Source organism: Sphingomonas sp. ERG5 (assembly GCF_000803065.1).
In the GTDB taxonomy this organism is placed as follows: Bacteria; Pseudomonadota; Alphaproteobacteria; order Sphingomonadales; family Sphingomonadaceae; genus Sphingomonas.
This window is the reverse complement of sequence record NZ_JSXI01000066.1, coordinates 21,279-41,442: the sequence shown is the minus strand read 5'-3', so window position 1 is coordinate 41,442 and position 20,164 is coordinate 21,279. Positions and strand designations below refer to the sequence as shown.

The window sequence follows — 20,164 nt, the reverse complement described above, 5'->3', positions numbered from 1 at the left end:
GCTCCTTCGGGGAACGCCTATATCGTGTCATCGACGAAAAAACAACGAAACGAAATATAACGAAACTATTTTGTTTCGGCGATTGTTTTCGGGTCTTTGGCATCGGGCTCGATCGCCAGCAGCAGCGATGCGACAAGCGCGAGCAGGATACCGACGGTCTTGAGCGGCCCCGGCACCACGCCGAGAATGACCAGCGAGAGCAGCGCGGTGGCGAGTGGTGCGCCGGCATTGGCAAGCGGGGCGACGATGATCGCCTTGCCGTAGCGAAACGCGAACACCAGGGTCAGCGCGCCAATCGCGTTGAGCAGCTGGATCAGCGCGGCGAACCACGGGCCGTCCAGTCCCCAGTTGATCGGCCGCGCGAAGTCGGTCATCGCCCAGGCGACCGGGATCAGCACCAACCCGGACAGCATCATGTAGACGAAGATGCTTTCGCCCGACATGACGTGGTTGGCCGCCTTCATGAAATAGGCCTGCACGCCCCAGCACAGCATCACGATCATCGCCGGTATGAGCCATGCCGATGAAGCGCCGCCGCCGCTGCCCGGCGCAAAGTCGAAGGTCGGCAGCGCGAGCAGCGCGAGCAGGATACCGAGCGCGCCGAGCCGCCCGGTGCGTTCGCGCATCAGTACGAACGACAGGGTGATCGTCACGATCGGCGACAGCGAGATGATCGGGAAGATGAGATAGGCCGGCCCGCGCGCGACGGCGTAGAACAGCACCATCTGCCCGCCCGCACCAAGCAACCCGATCGCCAGGCCATAGCCGATCGCGCGCGGCGACGTGTCGAGCTTCCAGCCCGCCAGCCCGAGCACCACCAGCGCGGGCGGAATCATGGTCAGCGCCCAGACGCAATAGACCAGGGTTTCGGGAAAGCCATGCTGCGGGGACAGGCCGGAAAAGGCGCCCCATACGCCCCAGAGAATGACGGTGACCAGCGCATTGATCAGCCAGGCGCGGCTCGTCGGCGCGGCCGCTCCGGTCATGCCTTGCCTCCCGCTGCGGGCGTTGCGCGGACGAGCAGGAAGCGCTGGAATTTGGCCCGAATGCTATTGTTCGCCGCGGTGGCGGTGCCGAGCGGGCTGCCGGTAAAACTGTCGGTCAGCGTGTAGCGTCCAGCGCTGAGGCCGCGCAGGGTCAGCGGTCCATCCCATGTATTGGCATAAAAGGCGTAGTGCAGCGCGCCGTCGCAGTCGATTGCATGCGCCTCCGGCCTGTCGAAGCCGATATCATAGAGACCGCCGAGATAGCGCCCCTTCGGCAGCATGTTGGCGTGGTACAGATCGATCCATTTACGCCACAACGCTTCCTTCTCCGCGGTCAGCACGAAGCCGCCGGGCGGCAGCGGTTCGGCGGGATTGGGCACATCCTTCGGCCAGGTGAATTTGGTCGAGGGGATCGCGCCGATCCCATAGGTGGAGGCGAAATCGTCGCGGCCGTCGCTCAGTTCGACATGGTCGCCGGAAAACGGCGCGGACGGGCCCATCAGTGCCTTGAACGTCTTGCCTTTTGAGCGGACCTGCCATGACGAAGTGGGGTCGGACGCCGGCGTATTGTTCATCGCCGGAATATTATGGAAGGCGAAGCTGTCGCCGCACGGGCAGAGCTCGATCACCGCCTGCGGGTTGATCGCCATCGCCTCGTCATAGATCGCCTTCCAGAAATCCTGCAGCTTCTCGAACGATTCCTCCGGCCGGGCATGGTTGTGTGCGGGATTGTAGCAGGGCGCGACGCCGTTCAGGTGCTGCCCATCGAGTTTCAGTCCCTCGAAACCCCAATCGCCGATGATGCGGCGCACCTGCGCGCGGAAGAAGTCGATCGTCGGCGGATAGGCCGGGCACATGGTGAAGGCGTTCCACCAGCTGACATTCTGTGCCGCGCCGTCGCGATCGAGGATCAGCATGTCGGCATGGTCGCGCAGGATGTCGGTGCCGGGATCGATCGCCAGCGGCGCGAACCACAGGCGCGGGCGCATGCCATCGGCCTTGATGCGGTCGGCGAACGCTTTCATATCGGCATCGCCGCGCGGAAATTTCTTGCGATCGAGCTTCCAGTCGCCCTCGGACGTCTGCCAGCCATCGTCGAGCACGGCCCACTCGAAGCCCAGTTCCTTCGCCTTGGGCAGTGTGCCGTACACCTGTTCGGGGGTGAAATTGCGCTCATAGCCCCAGGCGCACCAGATCGGGCCATAGCTGGAGTCGGGGATGACCGGCGCAGCGAGACCGCGCTCAGCCATGATGCGGCGATAGGCGTCGAGCGGGCGGAAATGATCGCCGCCATGCGCCATCAGAAAGGCAGTCGGCAGGGTCAGTGTGGCGCCGGGAGCAAGCAGGGTCGGCTCGTCGCCCGACAGGCCGATGCGCGTTCCGTCCGGTTGCGCCGCGACCGGCAGCGAAATCAGCCGCGGCACCGTCTCGATATGGCCGACCGCCAGGCCGGCATCGCGGCGCCACACCACGGCGACCGGTGTGCCGCCGCCATAATCGGAGCCGTTCATGCCCATGAAATTGCGCTGCTCGAACCCGGGCGCGATCTTCTGCACCCAGTCGCGGCGATCGGGATAGGATGCGCCGGCGAAGCTCCACGCACCTGCCGGATGGCTCAGCAGGTCATGCGTCGCGGTGCGCCAGCCGGCGATCGCCAGCGGTGCCGCGCCGGTGTTGCGATAGCGTAGTTCGTACAATGCGAGGCCGGGATAATGATCGAGGAACGTGACATCGAGCAACTGCTCCACTGCGCCGCCGGCAGTGGCGCGCAACCGGTGCCGGCGGCCTGGGCCATGCGGCCCGGATGCCGACGTCTCCTTATGGTCGAGCAGCAGGAAGCGATCGAGCGCGCGATGATCCGCGAGGAACAAGGCCTCGCCGGCCGCCATCGGCGTTACCGGCTTGCCGCCAAACGACACGCGGGACTGCATCGCGGCGTCGAATTCGATCGTCAGCGTGCCATCGGAGAGTGTCACGCCCGCCGGCGCTGCGGCCCAGGCGCACGTGGTCAGCGCGGGGCCAGAGGCCAGGGCCGCACCTGCCATCAAACGGCCGAGCATCGCGCGGCGATCAACGAGGTTGGACAGCATGGCGATGGGCTCCCCTGATATCGGTCGATTGCTGAAATGGGCGACCGTCTAAGAAAGATGTTGCACGAACCGCAGGGTCGGCGCAAACCATATTCGCAATTTAATTGATCGTTTTCTTTCGTTTAGTTTGATTCAGGGGTTGGGGAATGCGTTCATTGAGGATCGCCATGGTGTTGACGACATCGGTGTTGCTGATCGGCGCGGCGGCGCCGGCGCCGGGTTATAGCGAGGCGGATTTCGCACAGGTCGCCAAGTTCGACGCGCACGTCCATGCCAATGTCAACGATCCACGCTTCCTGGAGGTGGCACGGCGCGACGGCATCGAGCTGCTGTCGATCAATGTCGACTATCCCGATTTCCCGCTGGTGTCGGAGCAGGCGGCGGTCGCGCATCAGATGCGGGCGAGCGATGCCAGGCGCTTCCACTTTGCCACCACGCTGTCGATGCAGGGCTTCGGGACGCCGGGCTGGACCGAGCGCACCAACCGTGCGCTGGATGATGCGTTTGCGCGCGGCGCGGTGGCCGTGAAGGTGTGGAAGAATATCGGCATGGTCGCCACCGATGCGCAGGGGAGGCGCGTGTTCCTCGACGATCCGCGCTTCGGCGGCGTGATGGCGCATATCGAGAAACGCGGCGTGCCGCTGATCGCGCACCAGGCCGAGCCGAAGAATTGCTGGCTACCGCTTGACCAGATGACGACCGAGAATGACCGCTCCTATTTCAAGGAACATCCCGAATATTACATGTATCTCCACCCCAAGGAGCCGAGCTACGAGGCGCTGATGGCGGCGCGCGATCGGTTCGTTGCCCGCCATCCCAGGCTTGCCTTTGACGGCGCGCATATGGCGAGCCTCGAATGGAGCGTGGACGAACTGGCGCGGTTCTTTGATCGCTATCCCAACACGGTGGTGGATCTCGCGGCACGGATGTCCAACCTGCAAGTCCAATCTAACGCAGATATCGCCAAGGTGCGCGCCTTCTTCGTCAAATATCAGGATCGCATCCTGTACGGCACCGACCTGACCGACAGCCCGCCCGATCCTGCCGCTCGCGCGCAGAACCCGCCCGCCAAAGGCGATTTCGTCAAGGAGGCCGACCAGGTGTGGCGCGCGGACTGGCGCTATCTTGCGACGCCGCTCAGCCAGCGGGTCGATGCGATCAATGCCGATGCCAAAGGGCTGGATTTGCCCCGCGCGGTGATCGACAAGATCTATTGGAAGAATGCCCAGCGCTTTTTCAAACTGAAGGGGTGAGGGTCAGGCGATGTGAAGGCGGAAGCCCAGCCGGTCGGCGGCGGCCTGCATGCCGGCGTCGGCGGCATTGGTGACGAGATCGTCGATCTCGGCGACGTTCATGATGCGGTGCAGGCAGACGCGGCCGAACTTGGAGTGATCACTCACCGCGATCACTTGCCCGGCCGCCTTGACCATCTTTCGGTTGAGCACCGCTTCGGGTTCGAAATGGGTGGTGATGCCGCGCTCGATATCGAACCCGTCCACACCAAGGAACAGCTTGTCGACATGCAGATCGTCAAGCGCGCTCTCGGTCTGCGCGCCATAAAAGGCGCGGTTGCGCCGCCGCAGCGCGCCGCCCAGCATCACGACGTTGATCCGATCCTTGCCCGCCAGCGCGCATAGAATGTCCAGGTCATTGGTCAGCACGGTGACATCGTCGATATCGGTCAGGTGTAACGCGATCTGCAGTGCGGTGGTGCCCGAATCGAGCACGATCGAATCACCCGGCATCACCATTGCGGCTGCCAGCGCGCCGATCCGCGCCTTTTCATTGACATTGATCACGCGCTTGGCCTCGACCGGGGGTTCGGCAGCGACATTGACCGCGTCGGCGGCAATCGCTCCGCCATAGGATCGTTCGGCGATGCCGCGCTTTGCCAGATAATGCAGATCCTTCCGGATCGTCTGCATCGATACACCGAAGCGCTCGGCCAGCGGCACCACCTGCACGCTACCGCGTTCACGTACCAAGGCACTGATTTGCTGTCTCCGGCCGCTGGTGTCCCGAGTGACGGACATATGGGCTCCTCCTGTTCCGCATTTGCTTATCAGCCTAAAATCGCTCGCACAACAAACTAACAAGTTTCGTTTCTTTTCTATTTGACAGTTTCGCTACGATCGCGATACCAAATCGCAATAAATCGCACGAATCCACTCGGGAATGGAGATTGTGCAGCGACCAAGGGGAATGGCTATGACGCGACGACGCATTTGGCGGGATGTGGTGCTTACCGGGGTCAGTGCGGCGGCGTTGCTGACGGCATCCACCGCGGTGGCGCAAGCCGACGACGCCAAATCCTCCACCGCCGAAACCGATCCCGCGACGGTGCTGCCCGATTCCGCACAGGAGACTGGCGGCTCCGGCGCGTCGGACAATAGTGTCGGCCCCGACATCATCGTGCGCGGTGTGCGCGGCAGCCTGTTGCGGTCGATCCAGGCGAAGCGCAATGCCGATACGATCGTCGATGCCATTTCCGCCGAAGAGCTCGGCAAGTTCCCCAACCGCAACGTCGCCGAGGCGCTGGCCAATATTCCGGGTGTGACCGTTGGCCGCGACGGTCGCGGTGAAGGCCGCTCGATCACGGTGCGCGGGCTCGGCGAGAATTTCGCCATTACCACGCTGAACGGGCGCATCCTGCCGACCGACGGCACCGATCGTTCGTTTGCCTTCGACGTGCTGCCGTCGGAAATCATTTCCGGCGCGGAAGTGCAGAAAGCCGTGCGCTCGTCGGAACTGGAGGGCAGCATCGGCGGCAACATCAACCTGCGCACCGCGCGCCCGCTCGACCGCACCGGGCTGCACGCCTCCGCTTCGGTGGAGGGCCAGTATAATGATTTCGTCGACAAGGGCGGCTACAAGATCACCGGCGTGGTCAGCAAAACCTTCGCCGACGACACGATGGGCGTGATGGTTGGCGCGAGCTACAACAAGTACAAGTTCCGCACTGACAATCTCGGCGAATATTCGATCACCGACGGGACGGAAGCAGCCTATGGCGTCGATTTCAACCGGGATGGTCGGATCAATCCCGACGCCAATGGTCCGGCCTATATCTGGCCCGATTATTACAGCGTCGGTACCGTGCAGGGTGAGCGCGAGCGGATCGGCGCGGCGGGCGCGTTCCAGTGGAAGCCGTCCAGCAATTTCGAGCTGACGATCGACGGCATCTACAGCCGGTATAAGGTCAGGCAGCACAATTATCGTTCGTCCAACTATCTCAACCCGTTGGGCGATGACGGTTCGCTGCGCTGGGATCCGGCATCGATCAAGGTCGATTCCAACAACGTCGTCACCGGCTTCAAGATCAACAACCTTGTCAGTGAAGTGCTGACCACTGACGAGCCGCGCAACAGCCAGACCTATCAGCTCGGCGGCCATATCGATTGGCAGCCGACCGCCCGTTTGAAGGTTGCGATCGACGGTTATTACGGCAAGGCGCGCGACAATACGGGTGGGCAAAACCGCTTCGTCGTGGCCGGCATTCCCGGCGCATCTGCAGTCTTCGCCGCGCGTGATGGCGGCATCCCGGACCTCGCCATCACGATCCCCGGCGGGCGTACGCTCGGCCAAGCGACCAATGACGATTTCCGCGCGCACTATATCGGTATCCAGGGCCAGAATATCGAAGATCGCACGCAAGGCGCGAAGCTCGACCTGACCTATGAAGTCGACAATGATACCTTCAAGTCGATCACCTTCGGTGGTGCCTGGACCGATCGCCGCAAGGCGGTGGAGACGATCGACAACCAATACACCACGTCGTGCAATTATTGCGGTTATCCCTTCACTTTCGGCCAGCTGGGCGCGTCGGTGGTACGGCCGAGCAATGGCAATATCCTGTCCAAGCTGCCGGGCAATTTCCCGCGCAATTTCCCCTATTTCGACATCGATACCTATCTGGCCGCGCTGCCCCGTGCGGACAACAATCCGGCGATCCTCGATCCCAATTCCTGCCTCGATGCGACCGGCACGCCGATTCCGGGCTGCGCATTGTCGCCCTATCCCGCCGGCTTTTCGACTCAGGTCATTCAGCCCGACCTTCCCGCCTCCTATCTGATCAAGGAGCGGACCTGGGCGGGCTATGTGCAGTTCAACCTGGCCGGTCCGCGCTGGCGCGGCGACATCGGCTTGCGTCTGGTGTCGACCAAGGTCTCCTCGACCGGCTATGGTGCCAGCATCGCCAGCATCATCCCGCGTGTCGGCACGCAGGACAATGACGTGAACTTCAACCCGGTCGATGCGATCAATGGCGGCGGCGATTATCTGCGCCTCCTGCCGGCGGTCAATTTCGCCTATGATATCACAGATGGCTTCCGCGTCCGGCTAGCCGCGTCGAAGGCGATCTCGCGGCCGAGCTTCGGTGAACTGTCGCCGGCCAAGGACGCGACCTCGGCACAGTCCGGCACATTCATCATCTACGATGCCGGCAATCCCAATTTGAAGCCGACCAGTGCCGACCAGTTCGACGTGTCGTTCGAATATTATCCCTCGAATCGCCTCGCGCTGACGGCCGCCGCCTTTTACAAGCACATCACCAATTTCGTCTCGACCGTGCCCGTCGATGTCGTGATCAAGCCCACGGCACAGCCCGCCAACCAGCAACAGACGTTCAACTTCGTCGAATATCAGGTGATCAATGGCGACAGCGCCAAGGTGTACGGCCTGGAGGTCGGCGGTCAGTATTTCCTCGACAATGGCTTCGGCGTCCAGGCGAACCTGACTTACAATCATTCGCGCGCGACCTCGGGCAATGTCACGACCGGCCTGCCCGGCGCGATCCCTTTCTCGGCCAACACCAAGTTGTTCTACGAGAAGCATGGTATCGGCGCGCAGGTCTCGTACAGTTACCAGTCGCGCTACACTTATGCGCAGTCGGGCAATCTAGGGTATCTGCCGGTCAAGGAAAACGCCTATCACGAAATGTCGGCCAGCCTGTCCTATGATTTGACTGACAATCTGTCGATCTACGCGCAGGGTTCAAATCTGCTCGGTTCGGCGATCAAGCGCTTCAACACCTATGAGAATGTGCCGAATTTCTACGAATATTCGGGCCGTTCCTTCTTTTTCGGTATTCGCAGTCGCTTGTGATCAAGGTCTGTTGAGCGGGCGTACCCATTTATCGGCGGACGTTCCTGGCGACAGGCATCGCCGCCAGGGCGAGCCTTGCTGCCGTGCCTGCGCCCGCCACGCGTGCCGGAACATTTCTGGCTCGCCGGCGCCGGACCGACTCTACCAAGGGCCGTTCCCGCAATCCTCGTCGCGAACGGCGCGCGGGAAAGTGAGTTTGCCAGCATGGTTGCGGTACAGGTGGTTGCCGCGATTCTGGCGCGATGTGAGGGAGTCGCTAGGGCGATTGTAGGAGACGCGCAGCGAAAGTCCCGCACTCTCGTAGCTACCGGCCGGATTGTACGCCCATTTTGATACAGTCACAACTTGATGAGTTTGGATCCTAGAGACGCTTGCATGCAAGATTACGTACCCGCCCGATGTCAAGCGTTGCCCCGATGATATGCTGGGCTGCATCGCGGGTGAAATGAAGCGTCAGATTGCCATATCCGAAAGCGTCTTGGTCCAGGGCATCGAAGGTCCAAGCATTGCCGCGAGGATCGGTGCGGCTCAAAACGCCGTTCTTGGCTCTGATGCGGTAGGTTACGCCAAGCTCGGGGCAATCATAGTCACCTGCATAGCCCGCGATCTGCGAAGTCGTTGGGTGCGCGAGATCGATGGCCTGGAACGTCACGGTTCGTTCCATCGCCGACTGTGTCAGCATGGCGGGTGCCTGCAGGGGCTTCGCGAAGCTGAAATCCGCTTCGAATGGTCCGTCGACAAGCTCGAAAACGCCGCTCGGGCGGGGCGTCAACGCATAGCGTCCGCCAAAGGCCAGGATTTCCAGGTGCCCGCCCTTGAGTTCCACGGTGCGCAGGCTGCCGCTATCAGCATTGCGATAGACGCCCACCCAGCCGGCCAGCGTGGTTCGATCCGCCGGCGCCACCACAGACCGGGGCCTTTCGTGCGCAGCCGGTTTGGTGATTTTCTTCGTGTCGAGCCAGAGGTCGGCGACTCTGATCGCCAATGCGCTGGCATCGGCTGAGGCACTGTTGCATAGCACCGCCACGGACAGGTCGCGTTTGGGGAATCGAATAAGCTCGGCGCGATATCCGCCCCAGGATCCGCCATGATGCACCATCGGTTGGCCGTCATGATCGTCAACCATCAGACCTAGGGAATAGTTGGAGCTGGCGCCGCTGTTGAGAATGCCGACCTGCTCCATCTGCGCCGAGAAGCGCGGGCCGCCGACAATATGGGTCCGGAAGTTGCGGTTCCAGATCAGTAAGTCGCCGACGGTCGTAACGATCCCACCATCTCCGATGACTTCCCAGTTGGGCTCACTCAGCCGCCAGACAGCTCCGTCGGTTTCGTCAGGCGTATAGCCGGAAGCGCGCTGGGGCAGCCACGCATTGTGCCGGTCGTTATAAACTGTCCGGGTCATGCCCAAGGGGCCGAACAATCGCTGCTGCGCAAAATCGCGCAGCGATTGGCCCGACACCCGCTCGACGATCTGGCCAGCAAGGAAGTAGCCGGAATTGCTGTACTGGCGCCGCTCGCCTGGCATGAAGTCGAGGGCTTTCTGCTGGGCTAGCATCTGCATCGCTTGAGCCGGTGTCACGACGTCATCGAAGTCGACATCGGCGAACATCAGCAGCGTGACGAAGTCCCTCAGGCCACTGGTGTGATTGAGCATCTGCCGGATCGTGATCGACCGGCCATAATCGGCAAGCTCCGGCAGATATTTATGGACGTCGTCGTCCAGCGACAGTTTGCCATCCTCCGCAAGGAGGAGGATGGCGGCGGCGGTGAATTGCTTGGTGGTCGAGGCAATGTCGAACGCGGTGTCGGGGCTGATGGGTATGTCAAAGGCTAGATTGGCAGCACCATAGCCCTTCTGGAATACCGTAGCCCCGCCCTGGTCGACCGCCACGGCGCAGCCTGGAGCGCGCGGATTGCTGAACCGCTCAAAGACACTGTCCACCTGAGCGACGGGCGCGGCCACGACCGGCGAGGCGGCAGCAGCCAGCGCGGCGATTACCGATAACTTTAGAGTGGGGAGCGCGAGGAGCCCCTTGCAAGGCGTGAGGCGGAGATGCGCTTCAACCATCGTCATCGCCTGGGGTCAGCAGATCACTCTCATCGCGTTGATAGGAGAGAAGCTCGCCCGCGTCGCAATCGAGCACGAGACACAGCTTGGAAAGTGTCGTGAAGCGTAGCCCGCGCACCTTGCCGGAGCGAAACAGCGATAATTGCGTCTCGCTGATGCCAATGCGCTCGGCAATGGCCTTGGCGGTGACGCCTCGCGCATTCAGCACCGCATCGAGCGTTACCCGGATTGGCATTCAGACAAAATCTCCGAGAACGGCTTCGATCCGCGCGGCCCGGCGGAGCATGCGCGCCAACACAATGAGCGCCAGTCCGACCACGCCCAATGTCAGTACGGGGACATTGAAGGTCGCGAACCAGCCGGTCACATGATGTTCGAGCACCGACAATTGGATCGGGCCCATAACAAGCGATGCGAGCGCGCCGAGGAGCAGCGCCCAGCCGACCTTGGCAAGTGCGCTGGTTATGATTGGTTGGAAGCTGATCCCACCCCGCGCAAGCGCGCCGAATATGCCCCTGAGCGTCCACAGTGCCCACAGATAGAAAAGGGCTGGTGACCAGATCAGGGCCAGGCGTTTAATCGTGTAGGCCTGCAGAATGTGACCCTTGAGGATCATCGCGACAAGCGTCACCCCCATGATCGCGGTGATCCCGAGAATGACCACGGTCGTCCCGATGAAGAACTGGCGATTCCGGCGCTGGAAACGGACAAGCTCGAGTTCAGCGCCAGATGAACCGGGCATAGCTCAGATCTCCCGTCGGCTGAGATGAATCAGCATCATTGCAAAGGTCAACATACCGCCCAGCAATCCCATCTGTATCGCCAGCGCCGCGCGCGCCACATCCTTGGTGAGCAGGCTCACCGGCATCGCCCATGGCACAAACATCGCTTCGTGTCCGCCAAAGGTTGCAACCGCTACGAACGTGCCTCCAAGACCGAGCGTCAATGGGACGACGAAGCTCCGGAAACACAATGCAACCCAGAGCTGGAGCATCCCCATGAACCATGAGGTCATCCAGATGTTGCCCAGCAGCCTTGCGGCGAGTTCCCACGAGAAGCCGCCCGTGGCAGCCCTTGCTGGATCCCAGAAGGCGAGCAATGCGCCTGCAATGCGGACGTCCACCGCCAGCAATATCGACATGACCGCAATCAGGATGATCATCATCGCTGATTTCGCGGCGAACAGATGCCAGCGCGGAATGGGCAAGGCGAGGATATGGTCCCAGGCGCGCGGCGCGTGTTCGATCTGGGCGAGAAGGATACTGAGCGCGGTAACCGTCATGGGCAATACGAAGAAGGACCAGAGACCGGTCGTTTCGGTCAGCACCAGGGTCCAACTCATCGCCGGCTGACGCAAGCAGATCAGGGCCATGAGAATGGCGACGAGAGCGGGTGCGATAAGGCACAGGACCAAGGCCAGCGAACCCTTGAGTTTGCGGAATTCGACGAACAGGGCAGTGAGCATCACGCTGCCTCCTTTCGATCATGCCGTGTCTGCATGTACAGCGTCTCGAGCGTGCGACCGCGGATAGCCAACTCCGCCACCTCCAGTCCGGATTCTATGAGGCCGCGATTAATCACCGCGGCTTCCGCATCGCTACCACAGACGTCCACTCGCACGCCGTCCCCGTCAGGTGTGGCCGAATACCCAGCGTCATGCAGAATCCGTAAGGCTCTCGGTACGTCGCCGGTTCGCAGAAAGAGCTCAGGTGAAGCCTGACCCAGCAGTTCGCCGATCGGGCCCTGCCGAACAAGCCTGCCATCATGCATCAGGCCGATATGGGTGGCGACCTGCTCGACCTCCGACAACAGATGGCTTGAGAGAAACACTGTGACACCGCTTCGTTCCGGCAGATGGGATATGGCGGCGCGCATATCGCGGATGCCATCGGGATCAAGGCCGTTCATTGGTTCATCGAGCACCAGCAATCGGGGTTCTCCCAGCAATGCGCGGGCAAGACCCAGCCGCTGGCGCATGCCCAGCGAATAGTGCGCCATTCGGCGATTGGCGTCGGCGGACATGTCGACGATCTCGAGCACCCGGTCGATTTCCTTCGCCGAAAGCCCAAGCAAGCGCCGCGTACAGTCGAGATTTTCCCGCCCGCTCAGATGATCATAGGTCGCGCGCGCATCGAGCAGCGAGCCTGTATGTCGCGCCGCACCGCGCCGATCGCGCACCACGTCATGGTTGAAGACCCGTACGATACCGCAGGTCGGGCGCAACAGCCCCAGGATAAGGCGGATCGCAGTGGTTTTCCCTGCGCCGTTGCAGCCCAAAAACCCGTAAATCTCACCCGGCTCGACCCGCAGGTCGATCGCATCGACCGCCCATTGTCCTCCAAATCGCTTGCCCAGCCCGTAAGTCTCAATCGCGGGGGCATCGTTCTTGCTCAGATGGCTCATACTGTCCTCCATGAGCATGGATAGGTAATTTAACTAATAGTTAAATTCAACCCCGTGGAATGGTCGCAGGGAGAGGCTCGTAGGCCATTAGAAAAAAGTCATTTTCTAGCATTGGCGCGCTGACTGCTGAGCTGAAAGTGAAACGAATGGCATCGGGTGTGATTGCGACTCACGCCCTCGGCGCTTGGCGGACTTCGCGTTGTTCAAGAAGGGATCATTGCCGAAGCCGTCGCTGCGGTGGATTCAGCTCGTGCCCTGCCGCGCTGGCTGTCCATTCCGCTTCGACGCTAGGTATCGGTGCTGCTTTCATAAAGATTCTCGCAGATGTGACGATATTGATGAATGGTGTCTCCGGCTCAGGGCGGAGGAATGGCACCGCATGCGCCTGTGCGTGTCCGGATCCGTCATGCGATTGACCAGATTTTCGGCCTCCCTCCAAAGGGCATCCTCGATTGCGGCACAATGAGGAGCGATTCTGGCGCGCTTGAGCGCGGACGCGGCTTCTCGGGGCAGGTCGGCAATGCGGGTCGCGAGCCGGAAGGTTTCGTCTCTCAAATCCTCTCCGGAAACAACCGCATGGGCCAGGCCAATGGTGTGCAGTGCTTGCGCTGTCTGCCATTCTCCGAGCAAAAACAGGGCATTGGCTCGGTGCCAGCCAACCAGATGGGGGAGGAGCCAGGTCGATGCGCCGGAGGCACCCAAACCCAGCGCGAGTTCAGGGAGAAATGCTCCTGCGGTGGACGACCATATCGAAAGGTCGCAATTCATCGCCAGCTCAAACCCGCTGCCGACCGCACAGCCGTTGACGGCACCGATCACGATCTTGTCCCCGTACAGGATAAGGCGGGTGATGTCCTGAAGCTCGTCCACGATTGCGCGCGCCGCTATCTCCTGCATCTCGAGCGTATCGACCAGGTCTTGGCCAGCGCAGAACGCACGACTACCCGTTCCGGTGAGGATAATGGCGCGGACGTCATTGTCGTTCATCGCTTGGTTCAGCGCTGCGCGAAGATGCTCGATCATGGCTTGGTTAAGCGCGTTGTGCCTTTCCGGCCGGTTCAATGTGATTGTGGCGACATGGGCTTCGGTATGTTCAAGCACATTGCTCATATTGTCCTCCGTGAGCGCGGGAGTAATTTAACTATTATATAAATTCAAGCTCGCGGAGCGCGGCGAGTTAGAGGATCGGAACTATATGTTATCTTGAGGCTTTTCCGCAATATGGCGAGAATCGCTGAGAAAGCCGTAATGTTCAGGGCAGCGATCGCTATTCTGCTGATCGACGGTGCGTGCCGACAAAGCAGGGGAGTGTCTCGCCGTGTCAGTTGTAGGGCTGCTGATCGCCTCAAAGCGATCGATCTTGACCTGAATCGGCCAAGCCTGGTCGAAATGATGGGTGGCACCAACCGCATGTCTAGAGGGCAACCCAGCGGTTCTGCAGTCTCTGGCCGCGTTGTTTCCAGCTTTCTGCGTGGAAATGGGGCTTTGGAGAACCGTTCAGATCCTACCCCCTGGTGATCAGGCTAGCCTGTCAGTTGGATTGGGCCTCGCCGCTGCTGGATGAGAAGAGCAATGCAAGGGTGCTCCTCACTCAAGGAGCACCCCGGTTTATCGCTGTCGATTAGCCGTTGAGCTTATCCTTGAGCGCCTTGGCGGCGGAAAAGCCGAGCTTCTTCGATGCCGCGATCTGGATGGTTGCGCCGGTCGCCGGATTGCGGCCCTCCCGCGCCGGACTCTCCTTGACCTTGAACTTGCCGAAGCCGTTCAGCGATACTTCCTCGCCGCCGGCGGCCGCATCGGCAATCGCGCCAAATACGCCGTCGATCAGCTTCTTGGCGTCGGCCTTGGTCAGGTCATGGGCGGCGGCAATCTTGTCGGTGAGGTCGGTATTGTTCATCGGGGATACTCCTGTGGAAAGAGGGCACGCCCGCTAGCGGCGAAGATGATTCGGGTCCATCGGAAAAGAGAGCCGAGCGCATGATTACCTCCTGCTGCGCGATAACGGTCGACCCGGGCCGAGGAGCGCTCCGAGCGTTCAGAAGGCGAGCCGCGCTCCCATGGAAAAGTATCGGCCAACGACATCGTAGAAGGGCGAATAGAGCGATCCGTCAGGTGCCTGTTTGTCGAAGAGATTTGTGATGTTGGCATAAATCTCCATCCTCGTTCGCGGTCCAGCGGCGACACGTGTCCGTGCGGAAAGATCGATATAGGTATAGGCCGGGATATGATTGTTGAGCAGCCGCACCGTGGAATTGTAATTGCCCGAAGAGATGTGGCGGGCGCGCAACAGAGCGCCGAAGTCTTCGCTATCATAACCGACGCTGCCATTGATCCGCCATTTGGGAACGCCCAGGCTGAAGGAGTTTCCTTGTGAGCGAACATATTCGATCTTGCTGACACCGTCATCGGTTGTGAGGCTATCGACCCAACTGGCCAGCACGCGAAAGATGAGCGTGCCAGATAGGTCGGAGAACGTGCTCAGCGGAAGCGTCTGAGAGAGATCGGCGTCGATCCCGTTGGTCCGGTATTGGGCAAGGTTCAGATAGGGCGAGATCGTGCGCGTGAGATTGCCGTTGGTGTCGCGCTCGACATAGGCGCACAGCGCCTGATTATGGTTGAAGCAGCGCACGACCAGATCCTGTGCCGGGATCGTCGTGATGACATTGTCGATGCGGACCTTGTAATAGTCGAGCGACAGATGAAAGCCGGGGATCGCGGGCGGTGCATAGTGGAAGCCGGCGGTAAGAGTGGCAGCGGTCTCGGGCCTCAGATTCGGGTTGCCGCCGGTGTTGGCGAGCACATAGACGCTGATATTCTTAACCGGGTCGACGATCGTATTATAGCCCGTGGTGAGTTGCGTGTAGAGTTCCTGAAGATTGGCCGACCGGATGTCGCGCGAGCGCGTGAAGCGGGCGCGAAAACCTGGGAAGAGTTCATTTACCACGCCCAGCTTCCATGACCAGATTGGGCCGGTCGTATTATAGTCTGACAGGCGTGCTGCCGCGTTGAGCTCCAGCTTTCTCAGCAACGGACGGTCCCGAACCAACGGGACGAGGATTTCACCAAAGGCTTCCTTGACCGTGAAACTGCCTGAGATCGGGGCGAAGTTGAACAACCGGAACGCCCTGACCAGATCGAGCGCGCCGACCGCTTGTCGGATCGATTCCCGCCGCGCCTCTATCCCCGCTGCAATCGAGATCGGTCCGGCCCAGAGCGTGACGGGTTCGCCACGAAGGCTCAGCCCGCCGACATCCAATTTGGTCGTGGCGCGCTGACGTGGCGTGCCCGTGATATAGGCCAGGGCTTCCGGTGACGGTGCGCCTTCGCCGAACAGATTAATGGGTATGCAGGCGCTGGACGGATCTGTGAGTTTGACGCGGCAGATCGGTTGACCGGTCGCCGGATCACGCACCGCATCGACCGCCTGGTTGAAATTGGTTCCGATCACGAAGCCGGGTGTATCGATGTCATTCCGATACTCGCCATGGCTGTAATAACCACTCCAGCGCCAGCCGGTGCCGATCGTCCCCCGCAACGCGATCGTTCCTTGTGTCGTCACACGTTCGAAATCGATCCGGGGAAAGGGGAAGTCGGAATTGAACCTTCCCATTCTGAAGCTGGATTGACCGGCCGCAAGCAGTTGTTCGCTGATCGCGGGCGACAGAAAGGCGTTGTCCTGCGAGATATTGATATTGCCCCGGTTGTGATCGCCAAACCAGATATAGTTGTTCCACATGCGCGAGCGGCGCAGTTCTGCCGTGATCTTGATGCTGTCGCTGGGTGCGAAGCTGATACGGCCGAGCGCGCTGTATCGGCGCTGGGGCGTGACGAGCGCGCTGATGCCATCGTTCGATGGGCCTTCCCCGCCGATCATGTCGGTGCCGATGACCGTCCCATATCGAAAATCGCGCAGCGATCCGTCGGGATTGAAGGCTTTGCCCGCGAACACGCCGCTCAGGATCAATCCGCCATGGGCGGCATTTGCAAGCCCCACGTCCGGCGCGATCATGAAATTGCCGTTTCCCGCCGAAACGATGGCCCATCGCCCCACCGTTGAGCGCGAAGTCTTGGGCATGACTCCGCGATTGTCGAGATATTCGGCACCGATCGTGACGCGCCCGCGACCATCGGCAAATGCCGCACCAGCGGCGCCTTCAAAGCGTTGTTCCGCTGCATCGCCCCGTGACGAAATACCCGTCCGCGCGCCGAGTTTGAGTCCGCTGATATCCTCATCGAGCACGATATTGACCACGCCCGCCACCGCCCCGGAGCCCCAGGCTGCCGACGCACCGCCCGTGACGATGTCGACCGATTTGATCAACACGGTGGGTACCGTGTTGAGGTCATTCTCGCTGGAGAAGCGCCGTCCATCCAGCAGCACCAGCGTGCGATTGATCCCCAGGCCGCGAAGGTCAACCGGTGCCATGCCGGCGCTGGTATTGGTGCCCGACGTTTGCGGCGAAATGGTCCCGCGAAATTGCGGCAGATCGTTCAACGCGGCGGCGACGTTCGACCGCGCGCCGATGCTCAGATTCTCTCTGGTCACATGTGATGTCGGGGTCGGGGCCTGGAAGCCCGGCGCATCGATGCGCGACGCGGTGACGATGATCGGTTCGGTCTCTTCCAACCCCGCCGCCGGCGGTTTTGTGTAGACGGGAGGGGTGGGGGGAGGCCGGTCACTCGTACGACGGGAGATGATATAGGAACCGCCCGTGGTAACGCTGAAGCCAAGACCGGAGCCTTTCAGGAGGCGGCGGAGTGCTTCGGGGACGCTATAGCTGCCTGTCAGCGCCGGGGCCGTGCGGTCCTTGATGGCCGCCGGGGCGAAGATGATGTTCGAACGCGTGATGGTCCCCACTGCCTCGAGCGACCGGGATAGATCCTGACGCGGCAGCGAAAAGCGAAAGCTCGGCGCGGTCTCCGCTCTGGCGACGGAGGCCGTCGCACAGGCAAGCACAGACAGCCATATCAATTTGCCCCCATGAATCATGCGCCGCCCTCGTCTCGTCCCATAGCTCCGATCGGTCAGCGCCACGAAACTTGCGACAAACCATTGATGGTGCCGAGACTGGCTTACAGCGTCAAAAGCAATGCTTCGCCTTCTCGTCGCACCCGTAATCCGTGGAGTTGCGCCACGGCGGCGGCAAATTCCGCCGCATTATCCGTTGCGAATACGCCCGAAATGGGAATGGCTCCCAGACGAGCATCATTCACCATCACCCGCGCCTGTCCATAGCGGTTCACCTCGGCAACGGCGTCGGACAAGGGGGTATCACGAAACACGATCTCCCCGCGACGCCAGGCGGTGACGGCGTCAAGCGCCGGGCGATCAAGGACCGGCGGCGCCTGCGGGACTGCGGACACGCGCTCGCCCGGCGCGAGCACGGCCAGCAATTGGCGGCGCTCGCCCTTGCGGGTAACCTCGACCTTGCCGCGGAGCAGGGTAACGCGCACGCGATCACCGTCACGCCGGACGACGAAGCTTGTGCCTAGCGCCTTGATCTGTTCGTCGCCAGCGGTGACGATGAACGGCCTCGCTGCATCATGGGCCACGTCGAACATCGCTTCGCCCCGGTCGAGCGAGACTTGCCGTTTATCACTGGCGAAATTCACCGTGACATGACTGTCGGTATTGAGCGCAATCCTGCTGCCGTCCTTCAAGGTCGCTGTGCGCTGTTCGCCGGTGCCGGTGTCGAAGACCGGGGCCTGGTTGAGATAGACCGTCATTGCGCCCGTGGCAGCGACCGCCAGTATCGACGCGGCGATCGCCAGCGGCATAAACCGCCTTGGCGTCGGGGATTCTATAGTGGAATCGGAGATGGCGGCTGCTCCGGGCAAGAGTTCCCATAAGTCGACGGCGCGTTCGAACGCCTCCTGATGCGCGGGATCTTCCCTGAGCCAGTCCTGCAACGGTACATCAGCTTCCGCGCCATGAGGACCATGTACTCGGGCGAGCCAGGCGGACGCTTCCGCGTTCAATCGCGCTCGCTCCTCCTTTCCTCGCATCACCATTGCTCCATCCAAGTCATCATCTCCATGGTCGCTCGGGCGACCTGTTTTTCTACGGCGGGGACCGACATCCCTTCTTCTCTAGCGATCGTCGCATAATTTGCGCCGTCGAGTCTCCGACGAAGCAGGATGCGGCGTGTCCGTTCGGGCAATTGATCCAGGCCGGCGGCGGCGTGTTTCAGCCGCGCCTGGGACTGCAACACCTGTTCCGGGCCGGGAGCGGCATCCGCGATCGAGAAAACATTCCCGGTTGAAAACGGCGCGCGGCGCTCCCGACGCCCCTCATCAATCGAGAGGTTGACGGCAACCTTGACGAGCATAGCTTCCTGCGACCGCACCGCATGCTTTTGTTCGTAGTGCCCCACCTTCAAAAAGGCTTGCTGCACCAGATCGTCGGCGTCCTGATCGGCGACGCCGCGGCGTCGCAAGGTGGCCCGAACATGCCGTAACATCTCGCTCAATTGGCTCATCGCGTTCCCCACACATATCGTAGACGATCCCGCTGCCCAAATCCGACATTATTTGTGTTGGAAGGGGGATGCCTGGTGCCGGGCCCTGTCTTCAGGGGGCGATGTTGCTGGCGATCTGCCGCCATTCGGCGCTCGTCAGCGGAAGCGTCTCGAACGCGGCATAATAGGCACCCAGGTCGCGCGCGAACGGCCAGTCGGAAGCGGGCACGAAATGGCTCAGGCCAATTTTGCGCATCAGGGCGACGAGCGCCGCCCTGTCTTCGTTCGATACCGTGCCGGGTTTGATCGCGACGAGGTCGAAACGGAGATTGGCGCACATCGCTCGATCCCGTTCGCAGGCGTCGGCGAAGACGCCCAGTGCCGCGAGAGTGGGGCGGTCGATACCGCCCCAGCCAGCGGCATGCGCGATCTGTACGTTCGTGCCGCGCGCGGCCGGCAACACGTCCCTTAGAAAAATCCGGGCTTCCTCTGCGCCATAGCCGGCGGCCTGATTGCGCATATGGACCATGATCCGGAGATGCGCGGATGCCGTAGCCCGAAATACTGCCGCCAGCATCATCACCTGATCGGGCCGGTGATAGTCGAAGCGCGCATTGGCGAGATGCAGTTTGAGACCGGCGACATGGTGGTTGTCGCGCCAGCGTTCGATTTCCGGCAGCGCGGTCGATGTGATCGGATTGACGCCGATATAGGCGTCAAGCCGGTCGGGATGGGCACGGGCCAGCGCGACGGTGAAATCGTTCGCCGCGCGCATGATCGCCACATGATCCGGGGCAGGGGGCGTCATGAACGGGCTTTCCGCCAAATAGGCGGTCGACATCACCCGCGCGCGCTTGATGCCCGCGGCATCCATCGCCCGCAGCAGATCATCTGCCGTCAATGGGCTGGAGAAATCGGGGTCGCATTTGCTGGTCCTGCCCGGGCTCGCGCAATATGCGGACAGGATGGGCAGGATCGCCGGAGAGTGAACATGTACATGGTGATCGACGATCACGGCGGGCGATCGTCCGCCCGCCGCGTACAGCGGCGCCATCA

At 61.5% G+C, this 20,164-nt stretch carries 16 protein-coding genes; 2 read left to right on the top strand and 14 right to left on the bottom strand.

The genetic code is table 11. The features are described 5' to 3' along the window. Positions 1–65 precede the first annotated feature (65 nt). Both OO12_RS21385 and OO12_RS21380 read right to left on the bottom strand, forming a co-directional pair. The gene (locus OO12_RS21385; protein WP_034160782.1) at positions 66–986 is read right to left on the bottom strand and encodes a DMT family transporter; all 921 of its coding nucleotides are present in this window, start codon (positions 984–986) and stop codon (positions 66–68) included. Further along, the gene (locus tag OO12_RS21380) at positions 983–3,076 is read right to left on the bottom strand and encodes a glycoside hydrolase family 36 protein (RefSeq protein WP_034160781.1); all 2,094 of its coding nucleotides are present in this window, start codon (positions 3,074–3,076) and stop codon (positions 983–985) included. Before OO12_RS21380 ends, OO12_RS21385 begins: the two co-directional genes overlap by 4 nt. A 146-nt stretch (positions 3,077–3,222) precedes the next feature. Between OO12_RS21380 and OO12_RS21375 the strand changes: the two genes are divergently transcribed. After that, on the top strand, positions 3,223–4,329 hold the full coding sequence (locus OO12_RS21375) for an amidohydrolase family protein (RefSeq protein WP_034160780.1): 1,107 nt from the start codon (positions 3,223–3,225) through the stop codon (positions 4,327–4,329). 3 nt (positions 4,330–4,332) lie between these two features. On the opposite strand, the gene agaR is transcribed toward OO12_RS21375, so the two are convergent. Beyond that, positions 4,333–5,109 carry a transcriptional repressor AgaR gene (gene agaR / locus OO12_RS21370; protein WP_034160779.1) on the bottom strand — a complete coding sequence of 259 codons (777 nt, stop codon included), beginning with the start codon at positions 5,107–5,109 and terminating at the stop codon, positions 4,333–4,335. A 175-nt stretch (positions 5,110–5,284) separates the two neighbouring features. Between agaR and OO12_RS21365 the strand changes: the two genes are divergently transcribed. Continuing rightward, positions 5,285–8,179, top strand: coding sequence for a TonB-dependent receptor (locus OO12_RS21365; RefSeq protein ID WP_034160778.1), 2,895 nt, complete (start codon positions 5,285–5,287; stop codon positions 8,177–8,179). Between the two features lie 361 nt (positions 8,180–8,540). Here OO12_RS21365 and OO12_RS21360 read toward each other — a convergent pair whose 3' ends face one another. The 11 genes from OO12_RS21360 to OO12_RS21310 form a co-directional block, all read right to left on the bottom strand. After that, on the bottom strand, positions 8,541–10,253 hold the full coding sequence (locus OO12_RS21360; RefSeq protein ID WP_052216150.1) for a serine hydrolase domain-containing protein: 1,713 nt from the start codon (positions 10,251–10,253) through the stop codon (positions 8,541–8,543). Next, the gene (locus tag OO12_RS21355) at positions 10,240–10,482 is read right to left on the bottom strand and encodes a helix-turn-helix domain-containing protein (protein WP_034160777.1); all 243 of its coding nucleotides are present in this window, start codon (positions 10,480–10,482) and stop codon (positions 10,240–10,242) included. The genes OO12_RS21360 and OO12_RS21355 overlap by 14 nt, the downstream gene beginning before the upstream one ends. Then, entirely contained in the window at positions 10,483–10,989 is a 507-nt protein-coding gene (locus OO12_RS27160) for a hypothetical protein (RefSeq protein WP_052216149.1), read from the bottom strand. 3 nt (positions 10,990–10,992) lie between these two features. Further along, positions 10,993–11,712 carry an ABC transporter permease gene (locus OO12_RS21345; RefSeq protein ID WP_034160776.1) on the bottom strand — a complete coding sequence of 240 codons (720 nt, stop codon included), beginning with the start codon at positions 11,710–11,712 and terminating at the stop codon, positions 10,993–10,995. Beyond that, positions 11,712–12,650 carry an ABC transporter ATP-binding protein gene (locus tag OO12_RS21340; protein ID WP_034160805.1) on the bottom strand — a complete coding sequence of 313 codons (939 nt, stop codon included), beginning with the start codon at positions 12,648–12,650 and terminating at the stop codon, positions 11,712–11,714. The genes OO12_RS21345 and OO12_RS21340 overlap by 1 nt, the downstream gene beginning before the upstream one ends. Positions 12,651–12,956: 306 nt before the next feature. Then, positions 12,957–13,760: an enoyl-CoA hydratase/isomerase family protein gene (locus OO12_RS21335; RefSeq protein WP_052216148.1), complete on the bottom strand. Its 804-nt coding sequence runs from the start codon at positions 13,758–13,760 to the stop codon at positions 12,957–12,959. Positions 13,761–14,271: 511 nt separating this feature from the next. Then, positions 14,272–14,547 (bottom strand): HU family DNA-binding protein, encoded by a 276-nt coding sequence (locus OO12_RS21330; RefSeq protein ID WP_034160775.1) that lies wholly within the window; start codon positions 14,545–14,547, stop codon positions 14,272–14,274. Positions 14,548–14,685: 138 nt separating this feature from the next. Continuing rightward, on the bottom strand, positions 14,686–17,622 hold the full coding sequence (locus OO12_RS21325; RefSeq protein ID WP_160296876.1) for a TonB-dependent receptor: 2,937 nt from the start codon (positions 17,620–17,622) through the stop codon (positions 14,686–14,688). 101 nt (positions 17,623–17,723) lie between these two features. Next, on the bottom strand, positions 17,724–18,629 hold the full coding sequence (locus OO12_RS21320) for a FecR family protein (RefSeq protein WP_160296875.1): 906 nt from the start codon (positions 18,627–18,629) through the stop codon (positions 17,724–17,726). A gap of 26 nt (positions 18,630–18,655) precedes the next feature. Beyond that, the gene (locus OO12_RS21315; RefSeq protein WP_034160774.1) at positions 18,656–19,129 is read right to left on the bottom strand and encodes an RNA polymerase sigma factor; all 474 of its coding nucleotides are present in this window, start codon (positions 19,127–19,129) and stop codon (positions 18,656–18,658) included. 91 nt (positions 19,130–19,220) lie between these two features. After that, complete coding sequence (locus OO12_RS21310) at positions 19,221–20,162, bottom strand: amidohydrolase family protein (RefSeq protein ID WP_160296874.1); 942 nt, start codon at positions 20,160–20,162, stop codon at positions 19,221–19,223. Between the last annotated feature and the right edge of the window lie 2 nt (positions 20,163–20,164).

Bases quoted from the DNA above. Each gene is read 5' to 3' on its own strand.
- OO12_RS21355 (WP_034160777.1), bottom strand. From the start codon at position 10,482: ATGCCAATCCGGGTAACGCTCGATGCGGTGCTGAATGCGCGAGGCGTC.
- OO12_RS21340 (WP_034160805.1), bottom strand. From the start codon at position 12,650: ATGAGCCATCTGAGCAAGAACGATGCCCCCGCGATTGAGACTTACGGG.
- OO12_RS27160 (WP_052216149.1), bottom strand. From the start codon at position 10,989: ATGCCCGGTTCATCTGGCGCTGAACTCGAGCTTGTCCGTTTCCAGCGC.
- OO12_RS21360 (WP_052216150.1), bottom strand. From the start codon at position 10,253: ATGACGATGGTTGAAGCGCATCTCCGCCTCACGCCTTGCAAGGGGCTC.
- OO12_RS21330 (WP_034160775.1), bottom strand. From the start codon at position 14,547: ATGAACAATACCGACCTCACCGACAAGATTGCCGCCGCCCATGACCTG.
- OO12_RS21375 (WP_034160780.1), top strand. From the start codon at position 3,223: ATGCGTTCATTGAGGATCGCCATGGTGTTGACGACATCGGTGTTGCTG.
- OO12_RS21380 (WP_034160781.1), bottom strand. From the start codon at position 3,076: ATGCTGTCCAACCTCGTTGATCGCCGCGCGATGCTCGGCCGTTTGATG.
- OO12_RS21365 (WP_034160778.1), top strand. From the start codon at position 5,285: ATGACGCGACGACGCATTTGGCGGGATGTGGTGCTTACCGGGGTCAGT.
- OO12_RS21310 (WP_160296874.1), bottom strand. From the start codon at position 20,162: ATGGCGCCGCTGTACGCGGCGGGCGGACGATCGCCCGCCGTGATCGTC.
- OO12_RS21385 (WP_034160782.1), bottom strand. From the start codon at position 986: ATGACCGGAGCGGCCGCGCCGACGAGCCGCGCCTGGCTGATCAATGCG.
- OO12_RS21335 (WP_052216148.1), bottom strand. From the start codon at position 13,760: ATGAGCAATGTGCTTGAACATACCGAAGCCCATGTCGCCACAATCACA.
- OO12_RS21345 (WP_034160776.1), bottom strand. From the start codon at position 11,712: ATGCTCACTGCCCTGTTCGTCGAATTCCGCAAACTCAAGGGTTCGCTG.
- OO12_RS21315 (WP_034160774.1), bottom strand. From the start codon at position 19,129: ATGAGCCAATTGAGCGAGATGTTACGGCATGTTCGGGCCACCTTGCGA.
- agaR (WP_034160779.1), bottom strand. From the start codon at position 5,109: ATGTCCGTCACTCGGGACACCAGCGGCCGGAGACAGCAAATCAGTGCC.